We start from the raw sequence: 17,391 nt of genomic DNA, 5'->3' as shown, positions 1-17,391 counted from the left end.
GCATCGGCAGCAGGGCTCACCTCGATCCGGCACACCAAAAATCATATAAATACAAATGGCAGAGGAGCAAATGAAAATGAAAAATTTTTCCGATTTGGACAGCACATGGCGTATTGAGTCAATCGAGCAGGTACTCATGAAAGGTGAACGCCGCAGAACGGCGGGTTGCAATGCAAGACTGGGGGTACATGGTAAAGAGGTCAGCTTTCCCTTGGTACGTATCACGATTGGCGGCATCGCGGGGTATAGCTGGTCCCGTGTTTCCCGTGAGGCAGCAGCAGCGTTTATCGGGACACCGATAGGCGAAATCTTTTGTGAGGATCAATGGATCAAGGACCGTTTTCAAAGCATCCAATTCCCGCTGTTTGACTGGTTAGCGAACGTAAGAGGCATTCCGGTGTATCAGCTGCTGAGTGGCCAATCGACACCCTTGAGCGTTGCTTGCTATGATACGTCCTTGTATTTTGATGATCTGCATCTAAGCTCTGAGGCAGATGCGGTGAAGCTGCTGCAGGAGGAAGCGATGCAGGGCTATAACGAAGGATTTCGCGGCTTTAAAATCAAGGTCGGCCGTGGTGCGATGCACATGGACTTGATGGAAGGCACGAAGCGGGATATCGCGATTGTAAACGGCATCCGCGAGGTTGTCGGCCCGGCATGCAACATTTCAATCGATGCGAATAACGGCTATAACCTGAATTTGACGAAGCATGTTCTGAAAGAAACGGCGCATGCCAACCTGCTGTGGATGGAGGAAGCGTTCCACGAGGATGATCGGCTGTACCGTGATTTGAAGGCATGGTTGGCTAAGGAGGAGATCAACGTCATGATCACCGACGGTGAAGGTTTGGCGGCGGGACCGATTGTGGAATGGGCGGAGCAAGGCTTGATCGATGCCATCCAATACGATTTGAAGGATTACGGCATAATCAATTGGTTGAAGCTGGCGAAGCGACTGGCTGCAAGCGGCGTGAAAGCAGCCCCGCATAACTATGGCGGCTTCTATGGAAACTTTGCTTCGGCACAGGTATATCCAGCCATCGAGGGTTTTATGTTCGTGGAATGGGATGAAGCGCAAATTCCGGGTATCGATACATCTGGCTACACTATTCAAGACGGTAAAATCTCTGTACCTTCTACACCGGGCTTCGGCTTGCACATCGATACTGACCTTTATGAAAGCAAGCTACGTGACGGCGGTTGGGCAGTGTAAACTCAAGCTCCCGAATTGGAGCAAGTGAGTTATCCACATCAGATAAAACCAGGAAGCCAAACTATTTTAAGGGGATGATTTGCAGTGAAATTAACAACAACCAAGTTACTTAAAAAACGGACTCTGTTATTTGTATCCATGATGGTCGTATGTTCTTCATTTGCCGCAGCTTGCTCGTCACCAGCACCTTCAACTGCGCCTGCGTCTGCGCCGGCAGCTGCCGGTAAGGAGGAGCCCAAAGCTCCGGCCAAGCCTACGGAAATCAAAGTGATGGCGGATTACACGATAGCGCAGCCTCCATCGCCAGACAATCAGGTGCAGAAGGAATTTGAAAAAAGAACGAATACGAAGCTGACGGTTACCTGGGTACCGGGTGGTGATTATGCGGATCGCGTGAACGTGGCGCTGGCTGCTGGCGATATTGCCGATCTGATTAAAATTCCGAACATTACAACCCCGTTGTTCCGACAAATGGTCAAACAAGGAGCATTCTGGGATTTGACACCTTATATCAAAAACTATCCAAACCTGATGGCCATAGATCCGAAAATATGGAATAACACCAAGATCGATGGAAAATCGTTTGCAGTTCCTGCGGGACGTCCATTGAACGGCGGTGGCTTCTTCTCGATTCGTAAGGATTGGCTGGACAAATTGGGCTTGAAAATGCCGACAAATCTGGATGAGCTGTATACCGTTTTGAAGGCCTTTAAGGACAACGCACCTGACGGTAAAAAGGACACGACCGGATTTACTATGCGCGGCGGCTCCGGTGTATTTGAAGAGGTATTCACAGGAACTGTTGGCAAATGGAAGGAAAAGGATGGCAAGCTCGTCAATATGACACTGGAGCCGGAGATGAAGGAAGCTCTGATTTATGTGAGTAAATTGTACAAGGAAGGTTTAATTCCGCAGGACTTCCCTGTGCTGAAGGAAAATCAGTATTGGGAGCTGGCTACAAGCGGCAGAGCGGGGCTGACATCGGAAACGCCGGAGGCCTTATTCAGATACACAATGGATCAATGGAAGAAGGACCCGAAGGTCGAATGGACACCGATGCTTTCACTGGCTCCAAAAGCCGGAGGCAAAGCTTATGTACCGCAAGCAACAGGCTTTAATGGCGTGTTGGCGATTCCCAAAACCGTACCTGAAGAAAAAATGAAGGCGATTTTGAAATTCGTGGATTATGGCTCGGGCGGCGAGGGCCTGGATTTGACCCTTTATGGCATCAAGGATGTTCACTACTCCATTGTTGACGGCCAAAAGATTGCGAATGATAAGGCTGTAGCCGACAGTGTGGGAACCGCTTCATGGGGTAAAATGTTCAGTACACCTGTACTTGATCTGTGGCAGTATGCAGCCGGAATGCCCAAAGAGGTATATCAACGCAACATGAAGCTGGCTGAAGAAAAAGCGAAAATTTCCACGCCTGACCCGGCTATTGGTTTAGTTTCCGACACAGAGCTTAAAATGGGGGCAGACTATACGAAAAAAATTGCTGATATGAAGACACAAACGATTATTGGCAAAATTTCATTGGATGACTGGGATAAATACGTAGACAGCCTTAAGAAAGATCCCAACTACACCAAAATTACGGAAGAAATCAATGCAGAGTACAAAAATCGGTTGGCTCAAAAATAAGCTGAGTACGAGTTCATTTGTGCAGAGGTAAGGGCGACCCCTTGCCTCTTAGTTGGTAGCAGCAACGGTGAGTGGTCATTGTGCAATTGGGATGGATGGGGACGCTTAATGGAAGCTGCTGTATCTGATCGGATGCAGCAGCTTTTTTGCGTTGTCAGCGCTCTTGAATTCGTATAACCTTTTGTTGATTATTTCATATACAAAATATACAATGTATATTATACATACGCAATTAATTGCAAAAGCAGTGATCGGTGCGCGGCGATTGGGCCCCATCAACTAAAGGATGTGAAATGTCCCGATGAGCAGGCCAAAGGGCAAACATAAAGGGTCAATCTATTGGAAAAATTTAAGTATTGTCCTGCTGATCACATGCATCCCCATTGCATTAATCAGTGTTATTCTTTACTATATCGGAACGGATCGTATTGGAATGGAAGTGAATAAGGCCCATCAGAATCAGCTGAGCCAGTCGATTCAGCACATGGAGGATTATTTATCCAATTTGGAGCATACGGTGGTGCGACTTGCTTTTGATCGAAGTATGGATGAGTCGCTTAAGCAGATGGATTTTATTATGGAATTTCAAAAGACGAATGAATTAATGAGATCGTTTACATTGATGAGGGAATCGAATTCCTTGATTGGTGGAGTGAGCTTATATTTACGCGATGCCAATAAGCTTATTGGAGATGAATTTGGATTTCAATCCGTTCAGTCGGAGGATGACAGGAAGCTATTAAGATCCTTATTGGAAAAAGAGCGTACCATCTATTGGAACTATTCGTTAAGAAAACCGGGTTATTCCGACACCCTGTACAAGGCTATTGTGGTCAAGCTTCCTGGTGGTCAAATGTATGATTCCTACGGGGCATTCATCCTTTATTTGGATCAGGCTAAATTAAATACGATGGTGCAAAAATTGGCTTCCGGAGAAGGCGTTGCTTTCCTAATTAATGAGAACGGTGATTATTTAACTACTCCCCACACTAATGAACTTTCCAAGGAAGAACTCACGCTTGAGGATGCGGTAAGAAGCCGGATCGCCCAGGAGGATCTTCGCGATCATACCTTTAAATTTGACTGGCAAGGTCAAAGCTACACCGTATCCTACGGGGAAATATCCAAGCTTGGCGGCAAATGGACGTTTGTCTCGGCAACCCCGATGTCGCAAATCATTGCTCCGGTCACTTCGCTGTCGAGATTAATTCTTTGGATTAGCCTATTCGGCCTGACGGTCGGCTTGCTGCTATCGTGGTTCGCCTCCAACAAAATTTACGATCCGATTTATCGCTTGAAAAGCTTGTTCGAATCGTCCAAGCCTACCAGATCGGATGAAAAGGATGAGGTCACCTACATTGAGAATCAATGGAATCAGCAGCTGGTGGAGCAGCAGACCCTTGCGATGCAGATCAAGGAATCCATACCAACCTTAAGAGAGAGCTTCCTGCTGCAATTTTTGCAGGGTAATTTGTATACGCATACAGAATCGGAGCTCATTGACAAGATGAAGCAGCTGGATTGGGATGCAGAGGATAAAAGATTTGCGGTTATGGTGGCGCAGCTGCATGGGATATCCGAACTGGGTGGTAAATTTTCTGAACGGGATTCGCAGCTGATTACGTTCGCCGCCTCCAACATTATATTGGAGCTGTGCTCTGAGAAGCTGAACATGGTACATGTAATTAATTTTCAGGATTTATCTGTCGGTGTGTTTTTTGTTCTGAATCGCAGCATTACGAATGAGGAAATCAAGGCTGTACTCAACAAGCTTGCCCATGATTATATCGCGGCGGTTAATAATGTGCTGCGAATGAAGGTGACGATTGTCACGAGTAAAATATCCGATTCGCTGGTGGATATGCCGAATGTACTGGAGCAGACGCGTAAAGCGCTGCGCTTCCGGGATCTTCATACGTCCAATCAAATGCTTGATATGAATCAATTTATGATAGAGCCTAACAGTGCGAAGCATTTCCCCTCCGAGCTGGAAAGAGAAATCGTACATGCCGTCAGCCTTGGTCTGGAGGAGGAAGCAGTACGTTTAATTCGACTGTTTATACAGGAGCTGCAAGGGGATAACAGTACCGAATTGATGGTCCATCAAGGGATGATGAAGCTGCTGGGCACCCTGCATGACACGATTATCAAGCATGATGTGAATATGTATGCTTTGTATGAGGGGGTTCATCTGTATGAGCAGCTGATGCTGTTATCCGAGCCGGATCAGATCGTAGACTGGTTCCAGTACAAGCTGATCCACCCTTTTATCAAAACATTGTCTATGACCTATGACGGTAATTTGCGGGAGGTGATCGATAAGCTGCTCGTGCAGATTAAAGAGGAAATCCTGATGGATGTCTCTCTGGAGATGTATGCAGACCAATTGCAGATGAGCTCCTCCAAGCTGAGTAAAGCCTTCAGACAAATCCACGGCACGAACTTTATCGACACGATTATTCGTTTGCGTATTGAAAAGTGTAAGGAGCTGCTGTGCAAGACCGATATGAAAATCAATGAAATCGCAGAGCTGCTGCATTATCAGCCCTCTTACCTCATTCGTATGTTCAAAAAAAGCGAAGGTTTGACACCAAGACAATATCGGGAAAAGCATGCGCAGGGGTAGCCGTGAGACCTGTTCAGCTATGAAGAGGAAAGGTTGAAAAAAAGGATGTTGTCCAATGGTTTACATTTCCACACTTATATTGTAGTATTGCAATGTACATTGTGTATTAACAATATAGAATAAGGGTGATAAATATGACGGTGCAGCCGTATAGACAAGACTATCCACGTCCACAATTTGAGCGGTCTGAGTGGCTTAATTTAAATGGGGAATGGGAATTTGAATTTGATGACCATCAGGTAGGGAACCTTGAAAAATGGAATGTATCGCACGATTTTAGTCAAAGGATTCAAGTTCCTTTTTGCTTTCAAAGCAGCTTGAGCGGCATCGGAGATACGGGTTTTCATGATACGGTCTGGTATCGTAAAGCCTTCACTGTACCCGCCGCCTTTGTCGGCAAAAGGATCGTATTGCATTTTGGTGCTGTTGATTATATGTCGTGGATCTGGGTAAACGGCCAGTTGGTGAAGGTTCATGAAGGTGGGCATACCCCTTTTTCAGTAGATATTACCGAACATCTGCAGGGTAATGAGAACACAATCGTCGTGAAGGCTCAAGACTACAGCCAGGATCAGACTCTTCCCAAAGGCAAACAATATTGGGAGGAGGAATCGGCAAGTATTTGGTATACCCGGACTACAGGCATTTGGCAAACTGTTTGGTTAGAGCCTGTAGCCGAGACGTATCTGAGCAAGGTAAAGCTTACCCCTTACATCGATTCGAACGAGATTAAAATCAGGGCATTTATTGAAGGACGACTAAGCGATAATCTTTGGTTGAAGACAATTATATCCTTTAAGGGAGCTCCGGTAGCCGAAGAGATCGTTAAAGTCACAGAGTCGGAGCTGATGCGACGTGTTGGATTGCACGATTTTAACGATCATGGAAGAGGTCGCTGGTGGTCGCCAGAGAAACCGAATTTATATGATATCCAATTCCTCTTGCTTGATGGCGATCAAGTTATTGATCACGTAAACAGCTACTTTGGAATGCGCAAAATAGCTATCGAGGACGGCAAGGTATGCCTGAATAACCGTTTTTATTATATGAAGCTTGTGCTCGATCAAGGTTATTTCCCGGACGGTATTATGACGCCACCAACGGATGACGCGATCAAACAGGATGTTGAATTGACCAAAGCAATGGGCTTCAACGGAGCACGCAAGCATCAGAAGATCGAGGACCCACGTTACTTGTATTGGTGTGACCGTTTGGGACTGCTCGTATGGGGAGAGATGGCGAATGCCGCGGCATATTCGGAAAATTATGTGCGTCGCATCACCTCGGAATGGCAAGAGGCTATCGAACGTGATTACAATCATCCCTGCATTGTGGCTTGGGTGCCATTGAATGAAAGCTGGGGCGTACCGAATATTTTGGTGGACAAGTTCCAGCAGCAGCACGCGCTGGGTCTGTATCATTTAACCAAGTCCTTGGATGACACCCGACTTGTTATTTCTAACGATGGCTGGGAGCATATTAAATCCGATATTTGTACGATACATGATTACGAAAGCAGCCGGGAAGTGCTCGTAGAAAGATACCGTACCGTCGAAAATGCAGTTCAGGCAAAGCCAGCCAACCGTTGGATTCATGTGCCTGACTATCCTTATGAGGGCGCTCCGATTCATGTGTCGGAATATGGCGGCATATCATTCAAGAAAAGTGATTGGGAAGGCTGGGGCTATTCAGCAGCTCAAAGCGATGAGGATTTTATCGAACGCTATAAATCGGTTACGGAGCCCTTGCTGCAATCGCCGGTCGTACAAGGCTTTTGTTATACGCAGCTGACCGATGTCGAGCAGGAAATTAACGGATTGCTGACCTATGATCGTAAACCGAAGGTAGCATTGGAACTTATAAAACAAATTAATGAAGGCAAATAAGCGGAAACATATATACAGATGAAAAGGTGGTTTTTGGATCATGCTGAGAGTTCCTTTTTCCGAGATGATGGATCAATTTGTACGCGTGCTGCTTGGCAAGGGCTTCACTGAAGAACGGGCACAGCAGTGTGCAGCGCTGTTTGCCGAGGCCAGTCTCGATGGGGTGTACTCACATGGGCTGAATCGATTTCCATCTTTCATCGAATATATGGACAAGGGTTATATCGATATCGATGCTGTACCGGAATGCATCCATAGCTTCGGGGCTATGGAGAGGTGGGATGGACATCTCGGACCGGGCAATCTCAATGCCAGATTGTGCATGGACAGGGCGATTGCTCTGGCCAAGCAGCATGGCATTGGTTGTGTGGCTCTCAGGAATACGAATCATTGGATGCGTGGCGGAAGCTATGGCTGGCAGGCTGTAGAAGCAGGCTGTGCAGGGATTTGCTGGACCAACACGATGCCCAATCTGCCCCCGTGGGGCTCCACCGAAAGAAAGCTTGGCAACAATCCGATTGTATTTGCAGTGCCACGGGCAGAAGGAGCTATCGTATTGGACATGGCGATTTCCCAATTCTCCTATGGACAGCTGAATACGAAGAAGCTGCTTGGATCGCAGCTTCCTGTTGATGGCGGGTATGATACGGCTGGTAACCTGACCAAAGATCCATCCGCTATCCTGAAGTCGGGAAGACCGCTGCCTATCGGCTTTTGGAAAGGCTCGGGCTTAGCGCTTGTGCTCGATCTGATGGCTGCAATGCTTGCGGATGGTCAATCCACTCATGAGATTGGCAAGCTGCCCGTTGAGCATAGCGTATCGCAAGTATTTATGGCTTTTGATATCGGTGCATTTCCTAACCTTGACTACATTAACGAACGGATTCATGAGGCGATTCTTGATTTACAAGGAGCTGCGCCACTTGAAGAGGACAGTACGGTTCGATACCCCGGTGAGGATACACTTGTCAGACGGCAGTATAATTTGGAGCATGGAATCCCGGTGGAGCCTTCCATTTGGCAGCAGGTCACCCGTTTATAAGTTCTGCGTTCATCTTATGGGAGGAATTCACAATGAAATTCAGTGAAACGACGATACTCCATAAACGGCCCCTGTACCTAGTATCCACATGGGTTGCCTTGTCTTTCTTTGCTGCTTGCTCCATTCCGTCATCAGAAGCTCCTGCAGTCCATGTCAGTGAAGAGTCCCAAGCCTCTGGCAATCCGTCCGATATCAAAATCATGGCGGACTACACGATAGCTCAGCCTCCATCTCCGGATAATCCGGTACTGAAGGAATTTGAGAAAAGAACCCATACGAAGCTTACAGTAATCTGGGTGCCTGGCGGCGATTACGCGGATCGGGTCAATGTGGCTTTGGCTACCGGTGATATTGCCGATTTGATCAAAATCCCGAATATCACGACACCCCTGTTTCTTCAATTGGTGAAGCAGGGTGAGTTCTGGGACTTGACACCTTATATCACAAATTATCCGAACCTGATGACACTAGACCCGAAGATTTGGAACCATACGCAGATTGATGGAAAATCCTTTGCAGTTCCGGCAGGACGTCCCTTGAATGGGGGTGGTTTTGCCTCGATCCGTAAGGATTGGCTGGATAAATTAGGTCTCAAGATGCCAACTCATATGGATGAGCTGTACACCGTGCTCAAGGCTTTTAAAGACCTGGCGCCGGACGGCAAAGAAAATACGGTTGGTTATACGATGCGGGATTGGCGTGTTGTTGAAGAAGTATTTACGGGAACCGTTGGTAAATGGAAGGAACAGGACGGCAAGCTGATCAATATGATATTGGAGCCGGAAATGAGAGAGACACTCGTTTACCTGAACAAGTTGTATATCGAGGGTCTGATCCCATACGATTTCCCTGTGCTGAAGGAAAATCAGTTCTGGGAGCTCGCTACAAGCGGTAGAGCCGGATTGACCTCGGAAACACCGGAAGCGTTGTTCAGATATACGATGGAGCAATGGAAGAAAGACCCGTCGGTCGAGTGGACCCCGATGCTTTCCTTGGCACCCAAAGCAGGAGGTAAAGCATTCGTAACGCAGACTACCGGCTTTAACGGTGTATTGGCTATTCCCAAGACCGTACCTGAGGAAAAGATGAAAGCCATCCTCAAATTTATTGATTATGGCTCCGGTGGTGAAGGATTGGATTTAACGCTTTACGGGATCAAGGGTGTGCATTACACGGTGGTTGACGGTCTGAAAATCGCTAACGATAGAGCATTTGCAGACAGCATAGGAACGGCTACATGGGGTAAAATGTTCAGTACGCCCGTGCTGGATTTGTGGCAGTTCGCGGCAGGAATGCCCAAGGAAATATACCAGCGCAACATGAAAATTGCTGAACAAAAAGCAAAGTTATCTACGGGTGACCCTGCGATTGGTCTGGTGTCCCAAACTGAGCTTAAAGTAGGAGCCGACTACAACAAGAAAATTGCCGATACGAAGGTACAAGCTATCATCGGGAAAATTTCCATGCAGGAATGGGATACCTTTGTAGATACGCTTAGGAAAGATCCGACCTATACCCGGATTACCGATGAAATCAATCTCGAGTACAGCAAGCGGATGGCACTCAAGTAAATAGGATTCCCTTACGATTGATAACGAAGGTAGTTGTCGACGAAGGGGATTTTTTGCTTTTTAATTAATAACGCTTACATTTCCAATCAAATTGGCATTTTAGCATATCAGAGTGCCTTATTTAATGATCAGGATCGATGATATTATGAAAGCGTAAACAAATTACAAGATTGAAAGGGGTATACAAATGAAAAAGTGGATTGCGATGCTTTGCGTGTGTGTATTGTTTGTCATCTCGGCCTGCAGTGGGAGTGGGACAACACCTGCGGCACCGGCAGCACCAGATGCCAAACCGACCCAGCCAGCTCCTGCAGCTAAAGCTGGTGAGAAAAAGAAGCTATCGTTCTGGTATATTGACACTGGCAAACGGAAGGAGCTTATTGAAGCGGCCGTCCAAAAATTTATGAAGGATCATCCTGACGTAGACGTCGAAGCGGTTCAAATTCCTAATGACCCTTACAAGACGAAGCTGTCCGTAGCAATGGGCGGCGGAAATCCACCGGATGTATTTCACTCCTGGGGCGGCGGCTGGTTGAAGCAATTTGTAAGCGCTAACCAAGTGCTGGACCTGACTGGCAAAATCAGCAGCGATGCGTTTTTGACTGCTGGCCTGGATGTAGCTACCTTTGATAAAAAGGTGTATGGTGCACCACTTGCCATGTCCGTCGTTCCTTTTTATTACAATAAAGAGATTTTCGCCAAATACAATATACAACCACCACAAACCTATGATGAACTGCTTACGATCATCGATAAGCTGAAGAAAGAGAACATCATTCCTATCGCCCTAGCGAACCAAACCAAATGGCCTGCGGCATTCTACCTGATGTATTTTGCAAACCGTTTGGGTGGCTCGGAAATCTTCAACGAAGCCTTTGAAAGAAAGGGACGTACCTTTGATGACGAAACTTATGTGAAGGCCGGAGAGATGATTCAGGATTTGGTTAAACGCGGCGCTTTTAATCCCGGCTTTAACGGTATTCAGTATGACACCGGAAATTCCCGTCAGCTGATGTACACAGGTAAAGCGGCTATGGAAATGCAAACGTCTTCCTACATTAATAACATTCGTGCGGAATCACCTGATTTCGAGAAAAAAGTAGGCATGTTCCCATTCCCTGCAATACCTGGCGGCAAAGGTAAAGTTACCGATCTGGTAGGGGGCGTATCTCCTGTATTCTCGGTAGCTGCCAAGACCAAATATCCTGCCGAAGCGATTGAGCTGGTTAAAGCTTTGACATCCAAGGAGCTTGCACAGCAAATGGCGGATCAGGCGAGCACAATCTCGGCAGTTAAAGGAGTTACTTATTCCGATCCTTTTGCCAAAGAACTCAATGATATGCTGAGCAAAGCAACCTCCATGCAGACCTTCTACGACCAAACCTTGCCTGCTGAGCTTGCCGAGCTGCATAAAGATACAACCCAGAATTTATTTGGTAATTCGATGACCCCGGCTGCAGCAGCCAAAGAAATGGAAGCGAAAGCCAAAGAAGTCCTGAAAAAATAAATCGGGTAATTGATTACTGATCAGGGGGAGGGATGCCTCCCCTTACCGGTAACACACCAGAAGAGAAAGGAGCTTCCCATGAACAGCAGTAATCCTACAGCGACTTCTGCTCCGACAGGGAGCGGCACGACTTCGACCGAGCAGATCCGCAGACAGAACAAGCTTCGAACCAACCTGTTTTTACTAAGGTTTATCGGCCCGACACTGCTTATTTACCTCGTCTATGTAATCTATCCTATCTTTGCTACGTTTTATTACAGTCTATTTAAGTGGAACGGCATTCAGGCTGAAAAAACGTTTATAGCTCTAAATAATTACAGTACATTGTTATCGGATAAAGTATTTTGGATGACGATTTCTAATAATATGCTACTGGTTATCGCTTCTGTGGTAACGCAGATTCCACTTGGGCTTGTCATGGCACTCATTTTATTTGCCCCACTTCGAGGCATGCGTATATTTCGTACTGTATATTTCCTGCCGCTGCTCATGTCTACCGTGGCAGTCGGAATTCTGTGGACATTCATTTATGATCCGATGTTCGGTATTGTCAACAAGCTGCTTGAGGTTATCGGGCTTAGCTCGTGGCAAAATGGCTGGCTGGGCGACCCGAAGACTGCTTTTATTGCGGTAATCGTGACGATCTGCTGGCAATATACGCCGTTTTATATGATCTTATTTCGTGCAGCGATTTCGGGAATTCCCGATGAAATTTACGAAGCAGCTGAAATCGATGGATGCAGCGGTTGGAAAAAGTTTTGGAGCATTACGCTTCCCTTGATTAAACCGACTATTATCACATCCTCGGTGTTATCTGTAATTGGCTCGTTAAAATATTTCGACCTGATTTTTGTTATGACCGCGGGCGGCCCGTCCAGTAGTACGGAGCTCATGGCAACTTATATGTACAAGCAGGCCTTTTCCAAATTTAACATGGGTTATGCCAGTTCCATTTCGTTTACGATGTTCGCCATCGCATTTGTGGTTGCACTCATCATCCTGGCGGCCGACAGATCCCGCGATAAGACAGCCTGATAATCGGGGACAATACAGCATAAAGAAGGGGATGATCACAATGCTTTCCATGATAAAGCGTGCAGGGCTTTATCTTATTGCACTGGTATTACTGGTCTTTACCGGATATCCGTTTGTATACATGATAGCGACCTCATTGAAAACACAAACTTATTTTTTTCAGAATCCCGCGTCCTTATGGACCAACTTTGTGCTTGAAAACTATGGACTTGTTTTTAAACTGGGGATCGACCGTTATTTTGTGAACAGCCTGATGATTTCGATTTTTTGTGTAGCCGCCGTTATTCTGTTGTCAGCGATGGTCAGCTTTCCACTCTCTCGTATGAGATTCAAGCTCAACCGTCCGATTTATTATTTGTTTCTTGCCGGTATGATGATTCCGGTGCATACTACGCTCATTCCGGTGTATATCCTTACCAAAGAAATCGGCTTGTACGATTCGTTATGGGCGCTGGCAGGTCCTTACATCTCCTTTAGTCTGCCGATCTCCATTATCATCTTGGCACAGTTTATTCGGGAGATTCCCCGAGAGCTCGATGAAGCGGCCATTATGGATGGAACGACCCAGCCCCAATTATTTTGGAAAATCATTCTCCCGTTGCTGTCTCCGGCTCTGGCAACGATAGGAATTTATAATTTTATTCATATATGGAATGAGTTCGTATTCGGTCTGATTCTTATAACAACACCGGCCAAGATGACGCTGCCGCTTGGACTACGCGCCTTTTACGGTGAATTTTCGGTCAATATTCCGGGAATTATGGCTGCACTCACACTCGGCTCCTTGCCGCTGCTGATCGCTTATTTTGTTGCTCAGGAAAAGGTAGTCAAAGGGTTATCCGCCGGCGCTGTAAAGGGCTGATCCTGCGAGAAACAAACCTGTTAAAGTGCGAGTTCAAAAAGACGGCTTTTTGAACAACCTGTTAAATTCAATATGTTGCATATGGACCATCCCTATAGTGTAATATAGGAAATGGTTCTTTGTGTTTAAAGGATGTGTTGGACATGTACAGGATGATAGCAAATCTCCAATTGAACAGGACCCGAGTGCAAATTTTACTTGGCTTCCTGCTGGTTATGGTCGTAGTGCTTTCCGTTGCAGGGGGGCTTGTATATCGTTCAATATCGGATCTGCTGATCCGTAATGCCGAATCCTATGTGGGGGAAACGGCGAAGCAAGCGAGTGCACGGCTTGATGCCGTTCTGGCTCAGGTCGATTCGCTCAGCCTGCAGCTGGTGACGGATGCCCGAATCCAGCAGCTATTATATAAAGCGAAGACAGGAGAGGTGCTCACGATCGATCAGAAGTTGTCGGTCCGCCCGATTTTGAATAATTTGATGGCTTTATCGTGGCTGATTCAAGGCATTGAGCTGTATGCAGGGGATGAACCCTTATATCCGCTGGAAAACCAAAATATTTCGGAACGGATCGGATTGGAAACGGCTACATTCGCAAATATCAAAGAAGGCCAATTGATATGGGCGGAAATGCAGCGCAAGGAAAGCGGGCATCTTTTTGCCGTGAGACAGATCCGCCTGGAGGATGATTACTTGGGAAGGGGAGGTTACGCAGTATTCCGGGTTACGGATTCGCTGCTTGACTTTTTCAATACGGAATTTCCTACGGTCAAGGGAAGCACGATGCATTTGTTCGATCGGCATGCACAGCTTGTGGCCTCAAGCTCCCCTTCACTGCTGGATTCGGTCGATCCGGCGATTCTGACAAGTACGGCTGCGCAAGGAGCGCATTCGATTATTCAAATACAAGGTACAGACTATTTGAAAATCGTTCGCCAATCCACAGAGACCAACTGGTCTATTCTGATGCTCGTACCCCTGGATACGATAACCGAAGGCCTTTTGGTTTTAAAGCAGGCTTTACTGTGGGCGCTTGTTATCGGTGCGGTACTGTGTCTCCTGCTTCTGTGGATTCTGTCCAGCATCATAACGAAGCCGATCCGCAGGCTCAGAAATAAAATGCGTATCCCTGTATTTGCTCTGCCGCAGCAAAATGACGAGGTCTATTTTAATTTTGAAATGAATGAGCTGAACATCTCGTACAACAATCTGGTCAGAGAACTGCATCAGCTTGTGCAAACGGTTTACGAAAAGGAACGTCTGAACAATCAGGCAGAAATCAAAATGCTGCAGGCGCAAATTCATCCGCATTTTTTGTTTAATACGCTGGAATCGTTATACTGGACGTTGATAGAGAAGCAGGAGGAAGAAGGGGCTCAAACCGTTATTGCCTTATCCAAGCTGTTCCGATATACCATTAATGCAGGAAGCAATGATGATTGGGTTAGCCTCAATGCCGAAATCGAACATTGCCAACGCTACATGGAAATTATGAAATACCGGATAGGTCACCGCCTGCATTGGCAATTCCATATCGATCCGCTTCCCTACGATATCAAGCTGCCCAAGCTGTTGATACAACCACTCGTTGAAAACGCTATCCAGCATGGTATTGAACCAAAGGTTGGCGCATCCTCCCTGCTGGTATCAATCCGAAATGTGGAAAGGGACGGTAAGTCTTTGTTAGGCATTCAGGTAAAGGATGATGGAGTTGGCATGGACACAGAAACGCTTGCAGCCTTGACCCAAAAGTTGGAGGTCCATCATCAGCCAGACCCCCACTCATCGTCCTCTTCCTCAGGTATGGGCTTGTTAAACGTACAACGACGAATCAAGCTGTATTATGGTCAAGAATACGGAATTCAATTTCAAAGCAGTCCCGATCGAGGTACAATCTTAGATCTTTATCTTCCCTATGGAGTTGAGCGCAATGTCTGAATATCCTTGCATTCTCATTGCTGAGGACGAGCTGCCTACCCGAAATGGTGTATTAAAAGCATTACAAACCTGGTCACAAGGAAAAGTGAATTTACACACAGTGGAAAACGGTCTGGAGGCTTTTCAATACCGAAGAATTCATCCCGTGGATCTACTGATTACGGATATACGGATGCCGGGTCTTAATGGTATTCAACTGCTCGAAAGACTCAAAAAGGAGGGACTGGAGACAACGTCCATACTACTAACCGGTTATGCGGAGTTTGAGTATGCCCGCAAAGCAATGGCACTGGGAGCCGTAAACTACATCCTGAAGCCCGTTGAATACCAAAGCCTGATTGCAGCGGTGGAAGAAGCATTTGAAACCAGAAAGCTGTGGAAACAATCGCATACGGATTCTGCTCTTGCCATGCCGCAGGTGCACAATGATTCAATCCGCAAAGCGTTAATCTTTATTTCTTCCGAGCTGTCGAATCCTTCTCTCGGTATCCGGGACGTTGCCGAGCATATTCATTTGAATTCGAGTTATGTATCCGTACTTTTCAAAGAAGAAACCGGACAAACCTTCAGCGACTTCCTCACCCGTCAGCGGCTGTCGAAGGCTAAAGAGCTTCTGCTTGGGACGGATATGAGAATATACGAAATTGCCGAGCGTACGGGATTCAGTTCGTCCAAATACTTTGTGAAAGTATTCCGTGAAGCGGAGGCCTTGACTCCAAAGGAATATCGCAACGACAGGAAAAAATTTCAAGAGAAGAGCGGGAGCGACCGTGATGAGAACGCGTAAGCCTAAGTTATTGGTACTAGCCGTACTACTGGTCTCCTTGCTGCTGACCATCATGAGCAAAGGCTGTCTTTCGTCTGCGTCCCAGACACCTCAAGCTGAGCTTCCCGATCATACAGTACCCGTTAAAATTACGTTTTGGAACCAGGAAACCAATGACCGCAGGCAGGAAGTTGTCAAGGAAAGCATTCAGAGCTTTAATCAGACACATCCTCATATTCAGATCGTACCTTATTTTTACGAGGGGGAAACCTATAAAGCCAAGCTTAGAGTGGCAGCCATTTCAGGGAAAATGCCGGATTTGTTTTATTATTGGACAGGGGAATCCTTTAAGTATATGGTCGACTCCCAGATTGTCGCCGATTTAACTGACTTGATGCAGGAGAAGCCCGCGTATAAGAAGCAATTTTATCCGGAAGCGCTGCAGAATTCCAGTTATTATGAAAGGCTTTACGGGCTTCCTCACACTACCAGTCACGTGATGTTTTGGTATAACAAGCGCCTGTTTGCCCAATTCGGGATCACGCCTCCGGATACGTGGGATGAGCTGATACTCGCTGCCGAGAATCTGTTAAGTAAAGGGATTTCGCCATTTAGCGTCTCCGGTAAGGAAAGGTGGCCCCTGCTTAATTGGTACGCTTATCTGTCCAACAGGCTGGGAGGAACTACTTCCTATCAGCACACGATTAAGGGTACGGGAGATTTTACCGACCCCAGCTTTATTGAAGCAGCCCTGCTATTTCGAGAATTGGTGAAGAAAAAAATGTTTGAACCGGGTTTTCTGGGGGTGGATAGGCAGACGGCGGAGAACATGCTTTTGAACGGCGAAACGGCGATGTATTTGCAAGGTGATTGGGCTGCCGAAGAGATGCTGAGCAACCCTGATATCGGTTATTTTCGCTTTCCGACGGTTCACGGTAAAGGTGATCGTACTGTTTATTATGGCGGATCCTCCGGCTGGGCGATTTCCAAAAACAGTAATCAACAAGCTGCCTTTGAGGTACTCTCCTATATGGTGAGTATTGAGGAAAGGAAGAAGTTCGTCGAGGCCAGCGGCCAACTCTCTACACTTAAAGAGCTGCCGCTTTCGCCTAGCCATATGAAGCCATCGATCTATGATTATGTCCAATTTATCGAAAAGGATCCGAGCAATTATTTTGGCTATTATGATCAGGAAATTGATCCTCGCAGGTCCGAATTACTGTTGGATGCGGTGGTTACAATGGCTGGTGCGCAGACGATGTCACGAAAAGAAATAGAAGATTTATTGAAACAGATTCGGTAAAT

The 17,391-nt window shown here is 46.6% G+C and carries 12 protein-coding genes; all 12 read left to right on the top strand.

The genetic code is table 11. From position 1 onward, the window contains the following. Nucleotides 1-76: 76 nt before the first annotated feature. The 12 genes from OB236_RS03725 (at nucleotide 77) to OB236_RS03670 (ending at nucleotide 17,389) form a co-directional block, all read left to right on the top strand. A complete protein-coding gene (locus OB236_RS03725) occupies nucleotides 77-1,213 on the top strand; it encodes an enolase C-terminal domain-like protein (protein WP_262682830.1) in 1,137 nt (378 codons plus the stop codon). Between the two features lie 84 nt (nucleotides 1,214-1,297). Beyond that, nucleotides 1,298-2,857 (top strand): extracellular solute-binding protein, encoded by a 1,560-nt coding sequence (locus OB236_RS03720; protein ID WP_262682829.1) that lies wholly within the window; start codon nucleotides 1,298-1,300, stop codon nucleotides 2,855-2,857. Between the two features lie 301 nt (nucleotides 2,858-3,158). Continuing rightward, nucleotides 3,159-5,483 (top strand): AraC family transcriptional regulator, encoded by a 2,325-nt coding sequence (locus OB236_RS03715; RefSeq protein ID WP_262682827.1) that lies wholly within the window; start codon nucleotides 3,159-3,161, stop codon nucleotides 5,481-5,483. Nucleotides 5,484-5,617: 134 nt separating this feature from the next. Continuing rightward, entirely contained in the window at nucleotides 5,618-7,369 is a 1,752-nt protein-coding gene (locus tag OB236_RS03710; protein ID WP_262682825.1) for a glycoside hydrolase family 2 protein, read from the top strand. Between the two features lie 40 nt (nucleotides 7,370-7,409). Further along, nucleotides 7,410-8,411: a 3-dehydro-L-gulonate 2-dehydrogenase gene (yiaK, locus tag OB236_RS03705; protein ID WP_262682823.1), complete on the top strand. Its 1,002-nt coding sequence runs from the start codon at nucleotides 7,410-7,412 to the stop codon at nucleotides 8,409-8,411. A 32-nt stretch (nucleotides 8,412-8,443) separates the two neighbouring features. Continuing rightward, complete coding sequence (locus OB236_RS03700) at nucleotides 8,444-9,982, top strand: extracellular solute-binding protein (RefSeq protein WP_262682821.1); 1,539 nt, start codon at nucleotides 8,444-8,446, stop codon at nucleotides 9,980-9,982. A 187-nt stretch (nucleotides 9,983-10,169) separates the two neighbouring features. Beyond that, entirely contained in the window at nucleotides 10,170-11,489 is a 1,320-nt protein-coding gene (locus tag OB236_RS03695; RefSeq protein WP_262682819.1) for an extracellular solute-binding protein, read from the top strand. Between the two features lie 78 nt (nucleotides 11,490-11,567). Next, nucleotides 11,568-12,524 (top strand): carbohydrate ABC transporter permease, encoded by a 957-nt coding sequence (locus OB236_RS03690; protein ID WP_262682818.1) that lies wholly within the window; start codon nucleotides 11,568-11,570, stop codon nucleotides 12,522-12,524. 40 nt (nucleotides 12,525-12,564) lie between these two features. Next, the gene (locus OB236_RS03685; RefSeq protein WP_076229446.1) at nucleotides 12,565-13,386 is read left to right on the top strand and encodes a carbohydrate ABC transporter permease; all 822 of its coding nucleotides are present in this window, start codon (nucleotides 12,565-12,567) and stop codon (nucleotides 13,384-13,386) included. 143 nt (nucleotides 13,387-13,529) lie between these two features. Next, entirely contained in the window at nucleotides 13,530-15,320 is a 1,791-nt protein-coding gene (locus tag OB236_RS03680; RefSeq protein ID WP_262682817.1) for a cache domain-containing sensor histidine kinase, read from the top strand. Beyond that, nucleotides 15,313-16,107: a response regulator transcription factor gene (locus OB236_RS03675; protein ID WP_262682816.1), complete on the top strand. Its 795-nt coding sequence runs from the start codon at nucleotides 15,313-15,315 to the stop codon at nucleotides 16,105-16,107. Before OB236_RS03680 ends, OB236_RS03675 begins: the two co-directional genes overlap by 8 nt. After that, nucleotides 16,094-17,389, top strand: coding sequence for an ABC transporter substrate-binding protein (locus OB236_RS03670; protein ID WP_262682815.1), 1,296 nt, complete (start codon nucleotides 16,094-16,096; stop codon nucleotides 17,387-17,389). Before OB236_RS03675 ends, OB236_RS03670 begins: the two co-directional genes overlap by 14 nt. Nucleotides 17,390-17,391 lie beyond the last annotated feature (2 nt).

The organism is Paenibacillus baimaensis, assembly GCF_025567575.1.
The sequence above is the reverse complement of the archived record's forward strand: the minus strand, read 5'-3'. Positions and strand labels throughout refer to the sequence as shown.